The following is an 18,624-nucleotide window of genomic DNA, read 5'->3' as shown; positions in this document are numbered from 1 at the left end:
GCCGTTCGATATCTATGCCGACATGGCCGCCGCGACAGATCGCGAGCGCCACCGTGTTTCTCGTATGGGAGAGATTGAAGTCGATCTCGGGATATTCGGGAAGAAAGGGCCGACCGGCCGGCGTAATCGCAATGGAGAGTGCCTGCGGCGCGCAGCCAGCAATGGCACCGACAATGCCGCGGCAAAGAGCTCGCCCGGCGACGAACAGGCGTCGCGCCTCCATTGAGCGAAACGCGGCCGCGCGTTGCCTTTCCGCTTCACTTAACAATTGCTCCGGGATGTGAAGACCGTCGCGCAGATGCAGGCTGTGAAGCTCGATCTGCGCGATCTCTTCGCCCGTCTCAAGGGCACTCACCTTATTCAGCAGCCTGCCCCAGATGTGAAGAAAGCGCCGGTGAGTGTTCCTGGGTTTCCCATTGAACGATGGGATCGAGCTGACCGAGTTTGAAATGTTCGCGGCCGAGCAAGGCGTTGGCGATCACGGCGCTGCGCCATGCGGCAAGGCTGAGCTGTGGTTCCGCAATCCCGTGGCTGTGCCGCCCGGCATTGAGCACGAAGATGCGATTCTCGCGCGGGCCATCCCAGGCAAGCGAGAAATCACTTTCGAGAACCGGCTCGCCGATGGAGTTCAGCTCGATCCGATTTTCCAGGGAATGCAGAAATTCAGGAAGGACGAAGCGATAGCCCGTGGCAAGCACGACCATGTCGACGGCCAGCGTCTCGATGCTGTTGTCGAAACCGTTGCGCATGGTCAGCGCGATTTCCGGACCGTCCTGTTCGGCTGAGATGACATCGCGGAAGGGGCGCAGCGATATGCCGTGATCGGTGCTGCCGCCGGCTTCCAGCTTTCTTTCATAGAGACGGCGGTAGAGTTTCTTCAAGGTCGAGGCGGAAACGCCGTCGCTTGCCAATACCTGCCGGCGCGTATGGATGAGGCGCAGTTCCTCGGGAAGTCCATGGAAGCGCTCCATGTAGCTTGGCGTGAACAGCTCGTTAGTGAAGGGCGTCGCGTCCAGCGGCTCGAAATTCGGCCGGCGGCTGATCCAATGGACAGAAGAGACGGCATTCAGATCAAGCAAAGCGTCGACGATCTCCGCCCCACTCTGGCCGCCACCGATGACGGCGATGCGCGGTGCCTTGACATCACCGATACGATGGGCCGCCTCGCTGCTATGAAAGGTCATTGATTTCGGCAGTTGCTCGGCCCAGGCCGGGCGAGCCGGCAGCTTGCCGACGCCAACGGAAAGATTGCGGGCACTGGTCGGGCCATCATCCGTGGCAATGGAGAAAAGACCATCATTCGCATGGACTTCGCGCATGCTCGTGCCGAAGCGAAGCGATGTCAGGCCGCGTGCGACCCATCCGAGGTAATCGGCGAACTCCTTGCGGGGAACCGCTTCATATTCCGCATTAAGGAACTGATAGAAGCGTTTATGTTCAACAAGATAGGAGAGAAAGCTCCAGGGGCTGGTCGGGTTGGTCGCGGTCACCAGGTCCTTGAGGATGGAGGTCTGCATCTCTGCGCCCGGCAGCATCATTCCGGGATGCCACGCGAAGGCAGACCGCCGTTCGAAGAAGCGGACCGACAGTTGCGGTACGGAATCGAGCTGGGCGGCAAGGCTGAGGTTGAACGGACCAATTCCGGCCCCGGCGAGGTCGAGCACGTGCGATGTCATGATGCAGCTCCAGGATGATGCAGGTTAGTTGTTCTTGCCCGTGGGCAGGATGGTCGTCGGCGCGAAGGCGTGGTCCAGCCGTCGGGCGAAACGCTGATGGAACGGTGTCTTGCCGATGATCGTCAGATGGTTGGTACCCGTGACGATCTCCGAAGCGGTGGCATTCGGCGAGTAGCGGCGCCAATCGATAACGTTAAGCGCGCGCGTAAGGGAATCTTCGGCAGCAAAGGCGTGGATGCGGAAATCCGAAGGCTCGAGGCGGTAGTTTCGGAAGATCATTCCGTTGTCGATCAGAATCCAGAATGTATGCTCTTCCGAGCCGATATCCGGACCGTCCGTCGGCAGCTTGACATTGTGCTTGACGATATGGTGGAGGAACTGTTCGTAGACCTCCGCGTTCATCGCCGCAAACAGCCTCTCCCAATCCTCGCGCATCGGCGTCGTCAAAAGCCAGTTTTGTACGGCTGCGTGGGTTCGGTCCCGGACGCCATCCTCGAAGCGCGGCATGATGCCGACGGTGAATTCCTCGTCCATATCGCAGACGTCGACCATGCCGATCATGCGCAGGTCGATGTCGTTGCCCAGCTGTTTGGCTGCTTCGTAGGCAAGCAGTCCACCCCATGACCAGCCAAGGAAGGCGCAGGGGCGACCCTTGGCCTTTTTGCGTACAGCTTCCGCATAGCGTGCGGTGATATCTTCGACACGGGTGCTGAGTGTCTTCGTTTCGGTGAGCGAATAGCAGATGAAGCCGGTCGCCGGCTGGTCCGGGCCGAGGTAGTCGACCAGGCGCATATACTCGCGCGTGCTGACGAGGAGGCCGGGGAAGCAATAGAGAACCGGCCGGTCGCCGTTGCGGCGGAGATAGACGACATCGACGCCGGCTTCGTCGCGGCTGCCCTCGATGGCGAGTGCCAGGTCGCGGATGGTCGGGTGATTGAACATGTCGGCAATCGACAGCGGCCATTCGGGATGGCGCATTTTCAGGCGCGAGACGATGCGTACTGCAGCAAGCGATTGTCCGCCGATATCGAAGAAATTCTCAGTAACGCCGATATCGCCGATGTCGAGAATGTCTCTCCAGGCGTCCAGGATCGCCTTTTCCTTGTCATTGGCCGGCGCGACCATTTCGCGCTCTATGCGAGGTGCCGGCAGGGCGGCGCGGTCGAGCTTGCTGTTCGGCCCCATCGGCAGCCTGTCGATGATCATGATCGTCTGCGGGACCATATAATCGGGAAGGGCGGTCATGGCCGCGCGGCGCAGCTCGGTAACGCTTAAGGCTTCTCCTTCACGCGGAACCACATAGGCGACGAGTGAGCTGCGCCCGCCGTCATTGTGCAGCAGCACGACCGCCTCGGCGACGCGCTGGTCCGACCGCAGCACGGCTTCGATCTCGCCGGGCTCGATGCGGAAACCGCGTAGCTTGATCTGATGATCGACGCGGCCGGCGAATTCGACGATGCCATCTTCCCGCCAGCGGCCGAGATCGCCCGATTTATAGAGCCGTCCGCCCTGCGAGAACGGGTCGAGGATGAAGCGGTCCGCCGTCAGTTCCGGCTGGCCAAGATAGCCACGCGCCAGGCCGCTGCCGCCGATATAGATTTCGCCGATCACGCCGACCGGAACCGGTGCAAGGCCGGCATCGAGCACATAGATGCGTCGATCGCCCACACCGCGGCCGATCGGAGCGACCGTCCCCTCGAAGCGGGTTCCCGCCGGGATCTTCCAGATCATCGGCGTCATGATCGTTTCGGTCGGCCCGTAGCCGTTGATCAGCAGCTGTGCTTTGAGGTTTTCGGTGATCATGTCGAACACCGCCTGTGACAGCGCCTCGCCGCCGAAGGAGTAGAGCCGCAGGCGCGGCACTGCGTTGTTCTCGCCGGCATATTCGGCAAGGCCGCGCACATAGCTTGTCGGCAGGCTGGCATTGTTGACGCCATGCCGCTTCATCTGGGCGAAGGCGTCTTCGGGGGTCGCGAGCTTGTCTTGCGTCAGTACCACGCCGCCGCCCGCCATCAGCGGTACCATCCAACGCTCATGCCCGCCATCGGAGGTGAAGGGCAGGACCGGGTATTCGCAGGAGTCTTCGCTCATCTCGTAGATGCGCAGGGTCGCCTTGCAATGATGCGCCAATGGACCGTGCTCGACGGCGACGCCCTTGGGCACGCCGGTCGAGCCGGAAGTGTAGATCACATAGGCGAGCTGCTGCGGAGCTATCGCCGTGGCTGGCGCTTCGCTGCTCTCGGAGGAAATGTTCGTCGTGTCGAGATTAAGGAAGGGCGTCGCAACATCGCTCGGCAGGTTTGCGATATGCTTCGCGCGGGAGATGACGAGCGAGAGGCCGGGTGCCGTCAGGATGTGGCGATTGCGGGCTTCGGGATGATCCGGCTCGACCGGTGTAAACGCGCCACCCGATTTCAGTACGGCGAGAATGGCGATGATGGCGTCGATCGATTTTTCGAGCGCGATGGCGACGCGCTTTTCCGGTCCGACACCCATGGCAATCAGCCGATGCGCCAGCCGATTGGCCGCTGCCTCCAGTTCGCCATGCGTCACAGATTTTTCGCCCTGCGTCACGGCGAACGCGTCCGGGCGCCGTCTGGCCTGCGCAGCGATAACCTCATGGATCGGCGTGCCATCGTCCGGCTGGGGCGCGTCGGGGTAGGGCGCGGACAGCCTGTCCAGTTCTGCCGGCGATACGAAGGGAATATGCTTGATCTGTTCGCCGGGATGGCTGCCCAGGCGGGCAAGTGCGATGGCAAGGTCGTCGGCGAAGCGGGCGATCTGCTTTCTGTCGTGCTTTTGAGGATCAAAGCCTAAGCCGATATGAAGCTTATTCCCGGATGTTTGGGAAACGGTGATAACGAACTCTGCGTCGCGGCGTGACTGGGGTTGGGAGAGGCTGCTTATATGTTTGGCCGCGTCCTTGAGCCGCTGAATTGGCCTCACATCGAGAAGCGTCTTCACCAGCCCGGTCGTGTCGAAGAGTTCGTCCCGCCGCAGCAAGGCATCTGCGAGAGCTTCAAACGGCCAGGATCGACGCGAAGCGGCTTCGATGTCCTCAATGAAGGTATTGCGGACATCCGCAAGCGTCATGGCGCCGTTCAATTCCGATGTCAGGATCAGCACATCTTCGCTACGGGCAGCAATTAGTTGCGTCTCAGGTCGGGTGACAAGGCCGATCCTCTGGGTGCCATGGCCGGAATGGCGGCGCAAAGTCACGCCCAGTGCGGCGAGAATATCCCTGGACGCGTCGGCGGTGGGCTGTGCTTGGCCCTGAGGCATCGATACCTCAAGCGCATGCTCGAACCACGCTTCATCGACGAGCTCTTTTCCGGTCGAAATCTGTGGGATGAGCGAAGCGATGTTTTCCTGTGCCGTCAGCCGCTGGAACCAGAAGTCGACCAGTTCCGGTGCCGGATTGCGCGACGCACCATTGCTGGCCATCCAGGCGAGAGCATCAGGCAGTGCTGTTTCGGCAATTTCGAGCGTGGCCTCGGCCTCGTTGTGGAGGCCGCGAAGGAAATGCGTGGCGAGAAGATCGAGTGTCGCCGCGTCCGCCAGGATAGCGTGGAGGGACAGCAGGATGCCGATCGCTTGTCCGTTTCTCGACAGGAGAATGAATCGGGCCGGATTGCCTCCACCAAGATCCATCGGGCGTTGTCGTTCCGCAGAAGCGGCTGCTGCCAGCGCTTCGTCGAGATCTTCCCCGGTCGGCAAATCTGCCTCGATAACTTCGACTTGGCGGCCATGTCTCAGGATCTGCTGCACGGCTCCGCCGGCTCGTGCCTCAAATTCCGACGTGACGAGCGGATGTAGTCGCGAAAGCGATGACAGGCTCTGGCGCGCTGTGGCGAGCGAGACCGAAGGGAAGGCGAAGCCAAGGATTTGGCGCCCATAGACGACCTCATTGCCCGTCTCCGATAGAAGCCAGATTCGCGATTGCGCAGGTGATAGCGAGCATTTCGCGACAAGATCGGAGTCGTTTGCTGCTGTAGCATTCCGGTCGTGAATTGTCATTTCCTCGCAAATCTCCTCGAAGATATAGCAGTATTATTCCGGAGTTTCGAAATGGAATAAAATATTAAAACCAATATCCATAATAGATATTGGCTTAATCATCCCAATAATGCTGCATTTCTAGCGTCGTATAATTCAGGTCATCCTGTAATTACGTCGAAGCATTTGCATGACGAACGGGGGTGATGGAAATTCAGAAGAATCTCAAAAATTATTTTTGAAAATTATTTTGAATTTGAGTGGGCGCCATTCGTCACTGCGGAACTAGCGGTGCGCATGATCTAACGATCCCGATGGCGCCCAGTTTCAAAAATGGAGAAGAATCATGGATGCCTCCGTAGCGATCAGGAGTGAAAAGGCGGCGGTGCAGCCATTGGATCTGCGCCTGCCATCGGCAGGGTTTGTCAGCCACGCGCTTGCTTGCGGTCAGCCGCTCGTCGTGTGCTCGGGGCGAGAACCGGGCAGCTTTCGTGTCGCGTATCACGGAGTGGAAGTTGGCTCCGGTTATCTGTCGGGTCCGGCCGCCAATCTGTTGGTCTTCGATACCCTATCAGCAGCCACCTCCGCCGTTGCCGCTGAAGATATCGTCAATGCCGTGTCTGAGGCCGTTCTGGCGTGCAATCCGGCACTGAATTGCTTCGAAATCGAACTCGCCGATGAAGCCCTTGCAAGGCGTTTGTTAAGCGCCGGCGCAATCGAGCAGCGTGGAGATCGCCTCATTGCTCGCCCAGAATTCTTGTTTCAGCAAGCGAAGCTCTGGCTCGGCGGCATTCCGAGCAACTATCCGGAAGTACCCGTCATGACCAACGGCGCGCTTCACCCGCAGCGACCGCCGAAGCCGACGGGTCGCGTCTATAATCGCTTCATTCCCTGGCTGAACACGCAGCTTGGATTCCACGTCGCCGATATCGAAGCCGATCTCCCGCATTTCCATCGCTGGATGAACGATCCACGGGTGTCGGCCATATGGGAAGACAGCGGCGATCTCTCCTATCACCGCGATCTTATTGCCGGTCGTCTTGCAGATCCTCGGACTCTGCCGCTGATCGGAACCTTCGGCGGTGTTCCGTTCGGCTATTTCGAACTCTATTGGGCCAAGGAAGATCGGATCGGGCCGCACTATGAGGCCGATGGCTTCGATCGCGGCTGGCATGTTGCGATCGGCGAGGATGATTTCCGCGGCAAGGCCTTTGTCAGTGCGTGGCTGCCGTCGCTGATGCACTACATGTTCCTGGCAGATCCGCGCACCCGGCGTATCGTCGGCGAACCGATCCATCACCACGCCCAGCAGATCCGCAACCTCGATCGCTCCGGCTTCGCCAAGGTCAAGCATATTCAGTTCCCGCACAAAAAGGCGCTCCTGGTCATGCTGCTGCGTGAACGCTTCTTCATGGATCGGCTGCTGTCGCCCGACCTTTCCGGTCTGATGGATGAGGATGGTCTGCCCGCGCTCGGTTCGCTCCCGCGAGGCGCCGCATGATGAAAACAGCCGTCGACATGAACGACCCGCGCATCATGCGGCTCGTTCTGACGGTCGCACTCCCGGCGGTGGCCGGCTTGGCCGCGAGCGCCGGGCACCATGCGATCAACGCGATCTTTCTCGGTGCTCTCGGCCCCAATATATTGGCCGGCATCAGCCTCGTCATGCCACTGTTCCTGCTGGTTGCGGCAGCCGGGCAGGGACTTGGTATCGGGCTTGCCACGCTTTTGGCGCGCCATCTCGGCGAGGGTAACCCTATGGCCGCCTCATCCGTTGCCACCACGGCGCTCGTGGCCACGGTTCCGCTCGGTATCGGTCTGTCGGTGCTGATCTATCTCGGGCTGCCTGACTTTGTCGGTGCGCTGGGGGCGAGCGACAGCCTGTTAGTGCCCGGCCTCGATTATGGGCGGCTGCTTGCCTTCGGCGTGACGCTTGGTCTGCTGCAGGCGGTTTGCGATTTCATTGCGATTGCCGAGGGCAATTCGCGCTTTTCGATGATCGTACTGATCGCAAGCTTTGCGCTGAACGCCGTACTTGATCCTATCTTCATCTTTTTCTTCAAGCTTGGCGCATCGGGTGCGGCAGCGGCCACCATTCTTTCCTCGGTGGCGGCGCTTGGCTGCTATGTCGTCTATTTCGCCCGCAGGTGGGGCACGGTCAGCGTGACAGCCGGTTTGGTGCGATGGCACCTGCTGCGCCCGATGGCGAGGATCGGCGTTCCTGCTGCAGCCGCGAGTATCATGACCGGTTTTGGCCTTCTAATTTTGATGCGCGAAGCTGCTGTCCATGGTGGCGACACAGGGGTAGCAGCCACCGCCATTGCGGTGCGGCTGATGACTTTGGGTCAACTTCCCATTTTCGGCTTCTGCCTTGGTGCGCAGAGCGTCGTGAGCCACGCCTTCGGTGCCGGCGATTCGCAACGGTTGAAGGCCGTAATCCGCTTCATGCTGGCGATAACCATACCCGTCGCGTCGGTCTACTCCATGCTGCTGCTTGTTGCGGCCGAATCGATAGTGCGCCTGTTCACCGACAGCCCGCAGGTCGTTGATGAGGCAGTGGTGTGGCTGCGCGCGCTGTTTCCGGTCTTTCCGCTGGCGGCCTTCCAGTCCGTGCTGCTCGTGATGCTGCAGTCTCGAGGCCGGGCAGGCATGTCTGCTCTCGTGGGGCTGGCTCCACAAGGCTATCTGCTGATCCCGCTTCTCCTCCTGCTGCCGCTATGGACGGGCTTTGCGGGTCTCTCCGTCGCACCGGCAGTCGCGGCAATTCTTGCCGCCATGCTCGGCCTTTTCGTCGCGCGACGCGAATGGCTCACGATTCTGCCTACGCAACAGCCGGCCCAATTGGCCGGCCAATCGACACTTCACACCTGACCAGAGGAACGTCATGAACGAGACACCGAGATTCGATGCCTATCGGCACGCCATTCCCGACCCGCTGCTGCCCCAACGTAACGACCCGTTCGACGCGGCCGTACCGCCGATCTATCAGACATCGCTGTTCTTGTTCGATAGCTACAAGGAGCTGGAAGATGTCTTCGCTGGCCGCTCGAAGAAGCCAATCTATTCGCGTGGCGACAATCCGACAGTGCAGCTGCTGGAGAGCAGGATCGCCGAGATGGAAGGAGCCGAGGCGGCACGCGCCTTTGCAAGCGGCATGGGCGCCATTGCTGCCGCAGTCCTCGCCTTCGTCGGCCCAGGAGATCGCATCGTCACCGTGCGGCACGTCTATAGCGATGCTTTCCGATTCTTCGAAAAAGTCCTGAAGCGTTTCGGTGTCCTTGTCGACTATATCGACGGCACCGATACCGAGGCCATGATTGCGGCCCTTCCCGGCGCCAAGCTCGCCTATCTCGAAAACCCCACCTCCATGGTGTTCGAGCTGCAGGATCTGCCTGCCATTGCCGAAGCGGCGCGTCGCCACGGCGCCGTGACGATCGTCGACAACTCCTGGGCAACGCCGCTCTATCAGAACCCGCTTGCTCTCGGCATCGATATCGTCATCCATGCCGCTTCGAAATATCTTGGCGGTCAGAGCGATACGGTGGCGGGCCTTGTCGCCGGCTCCAAGGCGCATATCGATCGGATCAACAGCGAAATCTATCCCTACACGGGTGCGAAGCTGGCGCCGTTCGAGGCGTGGCTGGTGCTTCGCAACCTGGAGACCCTGCCGTTCAGGCTGCGTCATCACCACGAAGCCGGCCTTGAGGTCGCATCATGGCTGAAGGCGCATGAGGACGTGACCAACGTCATGCATCCGGCCTTCTGCGAACATCCCGGCAAGCGGACCTTCAGCGGTTTCGGCGGGCTTTTCTCTTTCGAGGTTTCCGATCGCATCGACGTTGCAGGCTTCGTCGATGCGCTGGGTCTCATCCGCATCGGTGTCAGCTGGGGCGGTCCGGAGAGCCTGGTCGTTCCGGCAAAGGCGGCGCTCAGCATCTCGCCCGAAACCAATGTCTTTGCACGATTTGGCGTCAGCGACCGCACCATTCGCCTGAATGTCGGGCTTCACGCGGCAACGGCCATCATAGCGGATCTGGAACAGGCACTGCTGGCGTCAAAACGGTAGGTCGCGTCAACGTTTCATATTGCCATATGGGCGGAGTGGCACTACCACCCCGCCCATACTATTATCCATTGTTGATTTCATTCCCGCCCCGTGCTGACCGAGAAAAAATGACCATTCCTTCCAACGAAATGCTGAGCTCGCTTGCAAGCGAATATGGGACGCCGCTCTGGATCTACGACGTTGCCGCGATGCGCCGTCGCATCGAGCAATTGTCCGCCTTCGACGTCGTGCGCTTTGCGCAGAAGGCTTGTTCGAACATTCACATCCTGCGGGAAATGCGCAAGGCCGGTGTGCAGATCGACGCCGTATCGCTTGGCGAGATCGAACGGGCAATGCGCGCGGGCTTTGCTGCGGGCAGCACATCCGAACTTGCGGAAATCGTCTTCACCGCCGATGTCTTCGACCGGCAGACGCTGGAGCGGGTCATTGCCGACAAGATCGAAGTCAATATCGGTTCGATCGATATGCTACACCAGCTCGGCGAGCGTTCGCCGGGCCACAGGGTATGGTTGCGGATCAATCCGGGTTTCGGTCACGGCCACAGCAACAAGACCAATACCGGCGGCGAGAACAGCAAGCATGGCATCTGGTTCGAGCAGTTGCAGGAAGCCGTGGCGCTGACGCAAAAATATTCGCTGACGCTGGTCGGCCTGCACATGCATATCGGCTCGGGCGTCGACTACAGCCACCTGCAGCGTGTCTGCGGCGCAATGGTCGGCTTCTGCCGCGAGCTTTCGGTCGATATCGAGGCGATTTCAGCCGGCGGCGGCCTTTCCATCCCCTACAAGGAAGGCGAGGAAGAGATTGACCCCTCGCATTATTTTTCGCTCTGGGACGCGGCGCGGCGTGAGGTTGAGGCGCATTTTGGTCATCCGATCCGGCTGGAGATCGAACCTGGGCGCTTTCTGACCGCGGATTCCGGCGTACTGCTCGCGGAGGTGCGAGCCGTCAAAAACATGGGTCGCAACCGCTTCGTGCTCGTCGATGCCGGCTTCAGCGATCTTGCCCGGCCGGCTATGTATGGCAGCTATCACCACATCTCGGTTATTCCGGGAAAGACGCCTCGCAGCGCGGGGGCTGCTATCTTCCCGACGGTGGTCGCCGGCCCCCTTTGCGAATCGGGCGATGTCTTCACCCAGACGGAATCAGGCGTAGTCCAGCAACGCGATCTTCCTGAGGCGCATGTCGGCGATTATCTCGTTTTCCACGGTGCCGGCGCCTATGGCGCGACGATGTCGTCGAACTACAACAGCCGGCTCTATGCCCCGGAGGTGCTCATCGATGGCGCAACGCATCGATTGATCCGCCGGCGCCAGACTTTTGACGAGCTGTTGGCCCTGGAAGATCTCTAAACAGGTGCTTCGGCTTTCGGGCACGGCGCATCGAATGGTGCTGGCAAGATCCGGCAACCATTCCGTGGTTGGCGCGGGGGCTTTTCCGCGGTTGCGAAATGAATATAGTGGGCACCACCGGGCGTCGTGAGGCCCGGTTCTTGTTCCTTTGTCACCAGCCGCAAGGCGCGAAAGTTCTGCACCGATATGCTGGCCTGGCTTGATCAGAGAACCGAAATCGTCGAACACGCGGATCAGGCGGCGCAATTTTTCGAGCCTGCGCACTCCGCTTATTACAGCGGCAAGCCTTGCCAGCCGCTGAAACTGCTGCTGCAGGCGCGCAGTGACTTTCTGTCCATCTGGCGGCAAGCGGATTATCGGGAACATGTCGCCGAATTCAAGCTATTCGGACGCCAACTCGTCATCGTCAATTCGCCGGAGGCGATCCGTTACGTGGTCGCCAAGCGCCATGAGAATTTCGAGCGCAAGACGCCGCAGATGCGCCGCGCGCTGGAACATCTGCTGGGTGACGGCCTGTTCATCTCGGACAAGGAGACCTGGAAGCAACGGCGGCCGCTGGTTGCCGACATCGTGCACAAGAACCGCGTTCCAGCCTTCGGGGCGATCATGCAGACCACGGCAAGCGAACTTGCCGACCGTTGGCAGAGCCTTGGCGAGGGGGCGGAGGTCAACGCGCTGTTCGAGATGGCTGGGCTGACGGCGGAGATCATCTCGCGCAGCGTCTTCGGCAATGATCTCGGCGAGGAAAGCGCCAATGCCGTGACCGAGGGATTTGCCAGTTACCAGGCCTTGGTGGACTCCATCAATCTCGGCTACTTCCTCGGCTTCGACGAGGGGTTGCCAATCGTCAAGACACCGAGCCTGCGCCGGTCGGTCAAGCGCATCCATCGGATCATCGATCAGGTGATCGAAGATCATCTGGCCGGCAAGGGCGATAACAGCTCGATGGTCGAGCTGCTGATACGCCGCCAGAAGCGAAATCCCGAGCTGAAGCTCGATGTCGTGGCGCTCAGGAACGAAGCCGCGACGATTTTCATGGCCGGACATGAGACGACGGCCGCAACTTTGACCTGGGCATGGTATCTGCTAGCCGGTGCGCCTTGGGTGGCAGAGGCTATTCACGCGGAAATCGATGCCGTCTGCGGCGAACGTGTGCCGTCGATTGATGACGTTGCCAAGCTTGACTGGTGTCGAGCCGTGATCGAGGAAACGCTAAGGCTTTACCCACCCGTGCCGATTTTGGCACGACAGGCAGCCGAAGCGGATCAGATCGGCGATGTAAAAGTGCGCAAGGCTGCGCTCGTCCTGATCGTCCCATGGATTTTGCACCGCACAGACTCGCTTTTCTCCGAGCCGCATCGCTTTCATCCGGAGCGCTTCTTGGGTGAGACACGCCCGACCCCCTATAGCTACATCCCTTTTGCCGCCGGCCCTCGTGTTTGCCCGGGTTTGCAGTTCGGCCTCACAGAAGCGATCCTTTGCCTGGCGATACTCGCTCAACGCTTTCGCGTACGAGTTAAGGACGGCCATAATGTCCAGCCGCAATGCCGCCTGACCCTGCGCCCTCGCGGCGGCATGCCGGTCACCCTGCATAGGCGCTGATCCGATGTCCGCTGACAATGAAGAGGGCAAACAACCCGCCAGCGGGAAACGCAAGGCGTGGACCTATGAGCCGCCAAAAGCCCCGCCTATCGCTGATTTCGTGGTTGGTGGCGAACGGCGCCGGGTGTTCCTGCGCTATTGGCTCTACGAGAATATCGACAACGCCATAGATCTCTTCTTCTACTTTGCCTTCATGCTTTTACCGGCACAGGCATGTTCCGCAATTGGCGGCTGGCTCGGACGGTTTCTGGCGCCGCGTTTCCACAGAAGTGCCTATGCCCGTGCCGCTGCAAACCTGAAGGCGATTAGACCGGATCTCAGCGATGCCGAGCTTGAGATACGTTTGGAGCGCTACGCCGATTCACAGGGCCGTCAGATGGCCGAATATTCCGTGGTGCCGCGGCTTGCGCGACATCATGTCCGGATGATTGGCACCGCAAGCGTGGTCGAGCGTTGCGCTGAAGGGCCTGTGATTTTCATCGCGCCGCATGTGAGCAACTGGGAGGTGCTTTGGCATTGTCTGCTCGACATGGGGCTGGCCGTGACCATGAACTACGATCCTCCGAAGCGCCGATCCCGCCACTACATCGTCAATCGCCTGCGCATGGGCGCCGGCCTCGGCATCCTCAAGCCCGGGCGCAGCTTCGCACGCCCGGCTCTCCGCATTCTGGAAAACGGCGGCAATCTGCTGATGTTCTGCGATGAAGGCTTCAATGGCCGCATTCGAGCACCATTTTTCGGCCGACCGGCTCATCTGGAGGGGAATTACGCGGTTGTCGCGCGTATGGCGCGCAAGACGGATGCGCTGATCTATCCACTGTTTATAACCCGCGATAACGGAGCGAACTTCACCCTACAGGCGTTGGAGCCTTTCAGGCTGGCCGCCCCAGCGGGATCAGAAGATCCGCTTGCAGAAGATGTTCGCACCTTGAATGCAGTGATCGAACCCATTGTTCGCGAACGCCCTGAGCAATGGTATTTTGTGGACAATCGATTGCTGTGATGAATGTGCTGATAGAATTTTCCACCGTGGCAAGTGAATTTGGGGTTGCAACGGATTGAAGGGCCTTAACGTTTAGGTTAACACTTCGCCAACTAAAAATGCCTTCTGCTGTCGGACTTTGTTACATCTTCGTGAACGAGAAAGTTTCTCCACGATCGTGCTTTTTTGAGATATAGCTCCTGCGGCTTCTGCTTGGTTGTACGACGTAGGGCGTGAATGGATTTTCGATGACGATATTGGTTTCGGGTGGAGCAGGGTTTATCGGCGGGAATTTCGTTCTTGATTGGCTTGAGCGATGCGATGAAACGGTTATCAATCTCGACAAGCTGACCTATGCCGGCAATCTGGATACGCTGCGAGGATTGAAGGGAAACAATCGTCATGTGTTCGTGCATGGTGATATCGGTGATCGTGGCTTGGTTGCGGATCTGCTGTCCTTGCATCGGCCACGGGCTATCCTCAATTTTGCGGCCGAAAGCCACGTCGACCGGTCGATCCATGGACCTGGTGATTTTATCCAGACGAACATCGTCGGTACCTTCAATCTGCTGGAGGCGGTTCGCGACTATTGGGACGGCTTGCCTGATGGAGAAAGGCAGGCCTTCCGGTTCCTGCATGTCTCGACTGACGAAGTCTACGGCACGCTTTCGGCCGATGACGCGCCATTTAATGAGCTCAATCGCTATGAGCCGAACAGCCCCTATTCGGCCAGCAAGGCGGCGTCCGATCATCTGGTTCGCGCCTGGCATCATACCTATGGCCTGCCGGTGCTGACGACGAATTGCAGCAACAATTACGGCCCTTATCACTTTCCGGAAAAGCTGATCCCGCTGGTGATCCTGAATGCGCTGTCGGGCAAAAGCCTGCCGATCTATGGCGACGGCCAGCAGATCCGCGATTGGCTCTATGTCCGGGATCATTGCGGGGCCATTCGCCGCGTGCTGGAGGCGGGCGAGATCGGCGAAACCTACAATGTCGGCGGTTGGAACGAGAAGCCCAATCTGGAGGTCGTGCAGACGATCTGCTCGATCCTTGATGAGTTGAAGCCGAAGGCTGATGGCGGCCATTACAGCGACCAGATCGCCTTCGTAAAGGACCGCCCCGGCCACGATCGTCGCTATGCCATCGATGCACGCAAGCTCGAACGCGAACTGGGCTGGAAGCCTGAGGAGACTTTCGAGACGGGCATCCGCAAGACGATCGCATGGTATCTGGCCAATCAGGACTGGGTACGAAACGTGACCAGCGGCGCCTATCGCGAGTGGCTCGGCAAGCAATATGAGGGGCAGTCTTGAGTAGCATCCTGGTTACCGGCGCCAACGGGCAGGTCGGTTTCGAATTGCAGCGCTCGCTTGGCTCGCTGGGAAGCGTAGCGGCCGTGACCCGCGCAGAGATGGATCTGGCGCGCGAGGCAAGCATCCTGACTGCTCTCAACGAGCACAAGCCCAAGATCATCGTCAATCCGGCAGCCTATACCGCGGTTGATCGTGCAGAGGGCGATGCGGAGCAGGCAATGGCGGTCAATGCCGCAGCACCCGGTATCATCGCGCGCTGGGCAGCCGACAACGGCGCTCTGATGGTGCATTATTCCACCGATTATGTTTTCGACGGCACGAAGACGGAACCTTATATCGAGACTGATGCGGTCAACCCTCAGTCCGTCTACGGCGAAAGCAAGTGGCTGGGCGAGGAAGCGATCCGCGCATCCGGTTCTCACCATGTCATCCTGCGGACAAGCTGGGTCTACGGCCATCACGGCAGCAATTTCCTGAAGACCATTCTTCGGCTGGCACAGGAACGCGAGACCCTGAATATCGTCGCCGACCAGGTGGGGGCGCCGACATCGGCTGCCTTGATTGCCGATGTCACCCGCACCATCGTCGAGCATGTCGCCGGTTCGCAATCATCCGGCACCGTGTCGGGGACGTATCACCTTGCGGCACAGGGCAGCACCTCATGGCACGGCTATGCGACGCATATCGTTCGCAGGGCATCGGAGGGAAACTTCAAGCTTGCGCTTGCAGCTAATGCGCTGAAGCCGATTTCGACAGCAGAATATCCGACGCCAGCGAAGCGCCCGGCCAATTCAAGGCTGGACTGCACAAAGCTTATGGAACGTTTCGATATCGCTCTTCCCGCCTGGCAGGCGGGCGTGGATGATGTCGTGGCGAGGCTAGAACCTGCAACGAATTGAAGCGGCAAGATCCTGTGATGGCTCGCATTGCCAGTCACTGGCGGCAGGCTGACTGCCATAGCCGAAATGAAAAACGAGACGGTGGACCATGACGAAAGCACGCAAAGGCATCATACTTGCTGGCGGATCGGGAACGCGCCTTTATCCGGTGACGCTTGCCGTCAGCAAGCAACTTTTGCCGATCTACGACAAACCGATGATCTACTACCCCCTGACGACACTGATGCTCGCTGGCATCCGCGAGATATTGGTCATCTCGACACCACAGGACACGCCGCGCTTCGAGCAATTGCTCGGTGATGGCAGCCAGTGGGGGATCAAGCTCGACTATGCGGTCCAGCCGAAGCCGGACGGACTCGCACAGGCTTTTCTGATCGGCGAGGAATTCCTGGATGGCGCCCCGTCCGCACTCGTGCTGGGAGACAATGTCTTTTACGGACATGACTTTACCCGACTGCTCCACGAGGCGAGCGGCAAGGCGAGCGGCGCCACCATCTTTGCCTATCACGTGCAGGATCCGCATCGCTATGGCGTCGTCGAATTCGATAGTGCGGGCCGGGCAATCAGCCTGGAGGAAAAGCCGAAACAGCCGAAGAGCAATTATGCCGTCACCGGGCTCTACTTCTACGATGAGAGCGTCGTCGATGTGGCAAAATCCATCCAGCCGTCGCCGCGCGGCGAGCTGGAGATAACCGACGTCAACGTGCATTACCTCAATGCCGGGCGGCTTGACGTGCAGACCATGGGCCGCGGCTATGCATGGCTTGATACCGGTACGCATGAATCGATGCTGGAAGCGAGCCACTACATCGCCACCATTGAGAATCGACAGGGACTAAAGGTTGCTTGCCCCGAGGAAGTGGCCTACCGCAGCGGCTGGATCAATGCATCCGATGTCGAGGCGCTGGCGCGTCCACTTAGGAAGAACGGCTATGGGCAATATCTCCTACGGATGCTAAGCGAACAGATATTCTAAGCCGACCGACGCATCCGCGGTCCCCAAGAACAGCTTAACGGGAAGACGAATGAAAGCCATCGATACGGCCATCGCGGACGTCAAGATCATCGAGCCGACGGTGTTTGCCGACGACCGCGGCTTCTTCTTCGAAAGCTTCAGCAAGGTGAAGTTCGAGGCGGCCATCGGGCGAAGCGCCGATTTCGTGCAGGACAATCACAGCCGATCGGGCAAGGGAGTTCTGCGCGGCCTGCACTATCAATTGCCGCCGCATGCCCAGGCCAAGCTGGTGCGCGTCGTGGTTGGCGAAGTCTACGATGTCGCCGTCGATATCAGGAAGTCGTCGCCGACATTCGGACAATGGGTCGGTGTACTCCTGTCGGCAGACAACAAGCGACAGCTCTGGATTCCGGAAGGGTTTGCCCACGGCTTCCTGACGCTGAGCGACCATGTCGAGTTTCTGTACAAGACGACCGAATATTATGCACCGCAAAGCGATCGCGGCATTCGCTGGGACGACCCGCAAATTGCGATCGACTGGAGCGTCGGCGATGTCCTGACGCTCTCCCAGAAGGACCAGCTACAGCCATTGTTGGCACAGACTGACATGTTCGAGTGAGATATTCTGCCGCGAGCTTTTGATACGAGCAAGCTCGCTTTTTACCAAGCGCCCTCAGGATTGAAGGCGGCCCTTATGACGGCCCGACCTCCAGGATAGCCTTGATAACCCCCGCCTCTGGCCTCAGCCACTTTCCAAACAGCGCAGGGGCATCGTCCAATGAACCCCGATGCGTGTTCAGCGCTGCGGTCGGAACCCGGCCGTTTCCCATCTGCGTCACCACCTCGGCAAAATCATCCGGCTGTGCGTTGCGGCTGGCGAAGAGGGTGGTTTCGCGTTTGTGAAACTCCGGGTCTGAAAAGGTAATGTCGTCGCGCACGACGCTGACGAGGACGTAGCGGCCGCCATGGGCGACGAAGCCGAAGCCGCGTTGCATGGCCTTGGCGTTGCCCGTTGCATCTATGACGACATCGAAGAAATCGCCGTCCGTAAACTGTTTCGCGTGGGCTTCAGCCTCAGCGTTGGCAAGCAGGGTTCGGTCGGCACTGAGGGAGGTTACCGTGAAATCGAGACGGTCCTCTCGCATGTCCATGACGGTAACGTCGGCGCCGCGCGCCTTGGCGAAGATGATGGCTGACATGCCGATTGGGCCGGCGCCGACGACAAGGACGCGGTCGGTGGCGGTAATGCCGCCGCGCTTGACGCCATGTGCGCCGATGGCCAGGAATTCGATCATGGCAGCTTCGTCGAGCGAGGCCTTGCCGACGGAGATGACATTCTGCTCGGGTACGCAGAGGAATTCGGTCATGCCGCCGTCGCGATGCACGCCGAGGACCGCAATGTTTTGGCAGGCATTGGTCACGCCACGGCGGCAGGCAATGCATTTGCCGCAGGAGAGGTAGGGAACGATATAGATATTCTCTCCGTTTTTCAGGCGGCTCGAACCATTGGCATCCTCGACCGTGCCGGAGAGCTCATGGCCCATGACGCGCGGATACTCGAGAAAGGGGTGCTTACCCTGATAGATGTGAAAATCCGTGCCGCAAATTCCGACGCGCTTGATGCGCACAAGCACTTCGCCTTCGGCAGGGTTGGGCACGTCGCGCTCGATCAGCGAGAGCTTGCCGGGTTCGTTGCAGATCAATGTTTTCATCATGGTGGCTTTCGAAGCGCCTAATGAGGCTGAGGTAACTGTTGGAAATCGGCAGCGCAGGGTGCGGC

13 protein-coding genes are annotated in these 18,624 nt (G+C 59.7%); 10 read left to right on the top strand and 3 right to left on the bottom strand.

What is annotated here, in order from left to right; all coding sequences use genetic code 11:
• Positions 1–356: 356 nt before the first annotated feature.
• The gene (locus BSK43_RS30115; protein ID WP_077467199.1) at positions 357–1,676 is read right to left on the bottom strand and encodes a lysine N(6)-hydroxylase/L-ornithine N(5)-oxygenase family protein; all 1,320 of its coding nucleotides are present in this window, start codon (positions 1,674–1,676) and stop codon (positions 357–359) included.
• Between the two features lie 24 nt (positions 1,677–1,700).
• Positions 1,701–5,693, bottom strand: coding sequence for a non-ribosomal peptide synthetase (locus BSK43_RS30110; RefSeq protein WP_077467198.1), 3,993 nt, complete (start codon positions 5,691–5,693; stop codon positions 1,701–1,703).
• 325 nt (positions 5,694–6,018) lie between these two features.
• Between BSK43_RS30110 and BSK43_RS30105 the strand changes: the two genes are divergently transcribed.
• From BSK43_RS30105 to rfbC, 10 genes are all read left to right on the top strand, one after another.
• On the top strand, positions 6,019–7,173 hold the full coding sequence (locus BSK43_RS30105) for a GNAT family N-acetyltransferase (protein ID WP_077467197.1): 1,155 nt from the start codon (positions 6,019–6,021) through the stop codon (positions 7,171–7,173).
• Positions 7,170–8,543 (top strand): MATE family efflux transporter, encoded by a 1,374-nt coding sequence (locus BSK43_RS30100; RefSeq protein WP_246662728.1) that lies wholly within the window; start codon positions 7,170–7,172, stop codon positions 8,541–8,543. Before BSK43_RS30105 ends, BSK43_RS30100 begins: the two co-directional genes overlap by 4 nt.
• A 13-nt stretch (positions 8,544–8,556) precedes the next feature.
• Positions 8,557–9,738 carry a PLP-dependent transferase gene (locus BSK43_RS30095; RefSeq protein WP_077467196.1) on the top strand — a complete coding sequence of 394 codons (1,182 nt, stop codon included), beginning with the start codon at positions 8,557–8,559 and terminating at the stop codon, positions 9,736–9,738.
• Positions 9,739–9,845: 107 nt separating this feature from the next.
• Positions 9,846–11,090, top strand: coding sequence for a diaminopimelate decarboxylase (gene lysA / locus BSK43_RS30090; RefSeq protein WP_077467195.1), 1,245 nt, complete (start codon positions 9,846–9,848; stop codon positions 11,088–11,090).
• 186 nt (positions 11,091–11,276) lie between these two features.
• Positions 11,277–12,692 (top strand): cytochrome P450, encoded by a 1,416-nt coding sequence (locus BSK43_RS30085; RefSeq protein WP_077467194.1) that lies wholly within the window; start codon positions 11,277–11,279, stop codon positions 12,690–12,692.
• 4 nt (positions 12,693–12,696) lie between these two features.
• A complete protein-coding gene (locus BSK43_RS30080; protein ID WP_077467193.1) occupies positions 12,697–13,695 on the top strand; it encodes a lipid A biosynthesis lauroyl acyltransferase in 999 nt (332 codons plus the stop codon).
• A 227-nt stretch (positions 13,696–13,922) separates the two neighbouring features.
• On the top strand, positions 13,923–14,990 hold the full coding sequence (gene rfbB / locus BSK43_RS30075; RefSeq protein ID WP_077467192.1) for a dTDP-glucose 4,6-dehydratase: 1,068 nt from the start codon (positions 13,923–13,925) through the stop codon (positions 14,988–14,990).
• Positions 14,987–15,889, top strand: coding sequence for a dTDP-4-dehydrorhamnose reductase (rfbD, locus tag BSK43_RS30070; RefSeq protein ID WP_077467191.1), 903 nt, complete (start codon positions 14,987–14,989; stop codon positions 15,887–15,889). Before rfbB ends, rfbD begins: the two co-directional genes overlap by 4 nt.
• Before the next feature lie 88 nt (positions 15,890–15,977).
• Positions 15,978–16,865, top strand: coding sequence for a glucose-1-phosphate thymidylyltransferase RfbA (rfbA, locus tag BSK43_RS30065; RefSeq protein WP_077467190.1), 888 nt, complete (start codon positions 15,978–15,980; stop codon positions 16,863–16,865).
• Positions 16,866–16,914: 49 nt separating this feature from the next.
• Positions 16,915–17,463 (top strand): dTDP-4-dehydrorhamnose 3,5-epimerase, encoded by a 549-nt coding sequence (gene rfbC / locus BSK43_RS30060; RefSeq protein WP_077467189.1) that lies wholly within the window; start codon positions 16,915–16,917, stop codon positions 17,461–17,463.
• A gap of 73 nt (positions 17,464–17,536) precedes the next feature.
• Here rfbC and BSK43_RS30055 read toward each other — a convergent pair whose 3' ends face one another.
• Positions 17,537–18,556 (bottom strand): zinc-binding alcohol dehydrogenase family protein, encoded by a 1,020-nt coding sequence (locus BSK43_RS30055; RefSeq protein WP_077467651.1) that lies wholly within the window; start codon positions 18,554–18,556, stop codon positions 17,537–17,539.
• Positions 18,557–18,624: the final 68 nt, after the last annotated feature.

Origin of the sequence: Rhizobium sp. P44RR-XXIV, assembly GCF_001999485.2 — a bacterium.
GTDB lineage: Bacteria > Pseudomonadota > Alphaproteobacteria > Rhizobiales > Rhizobiaceae > Rhizobium.
This window is presented reverse-complemented; position numbering and strand designations above follow the sequence as displayed.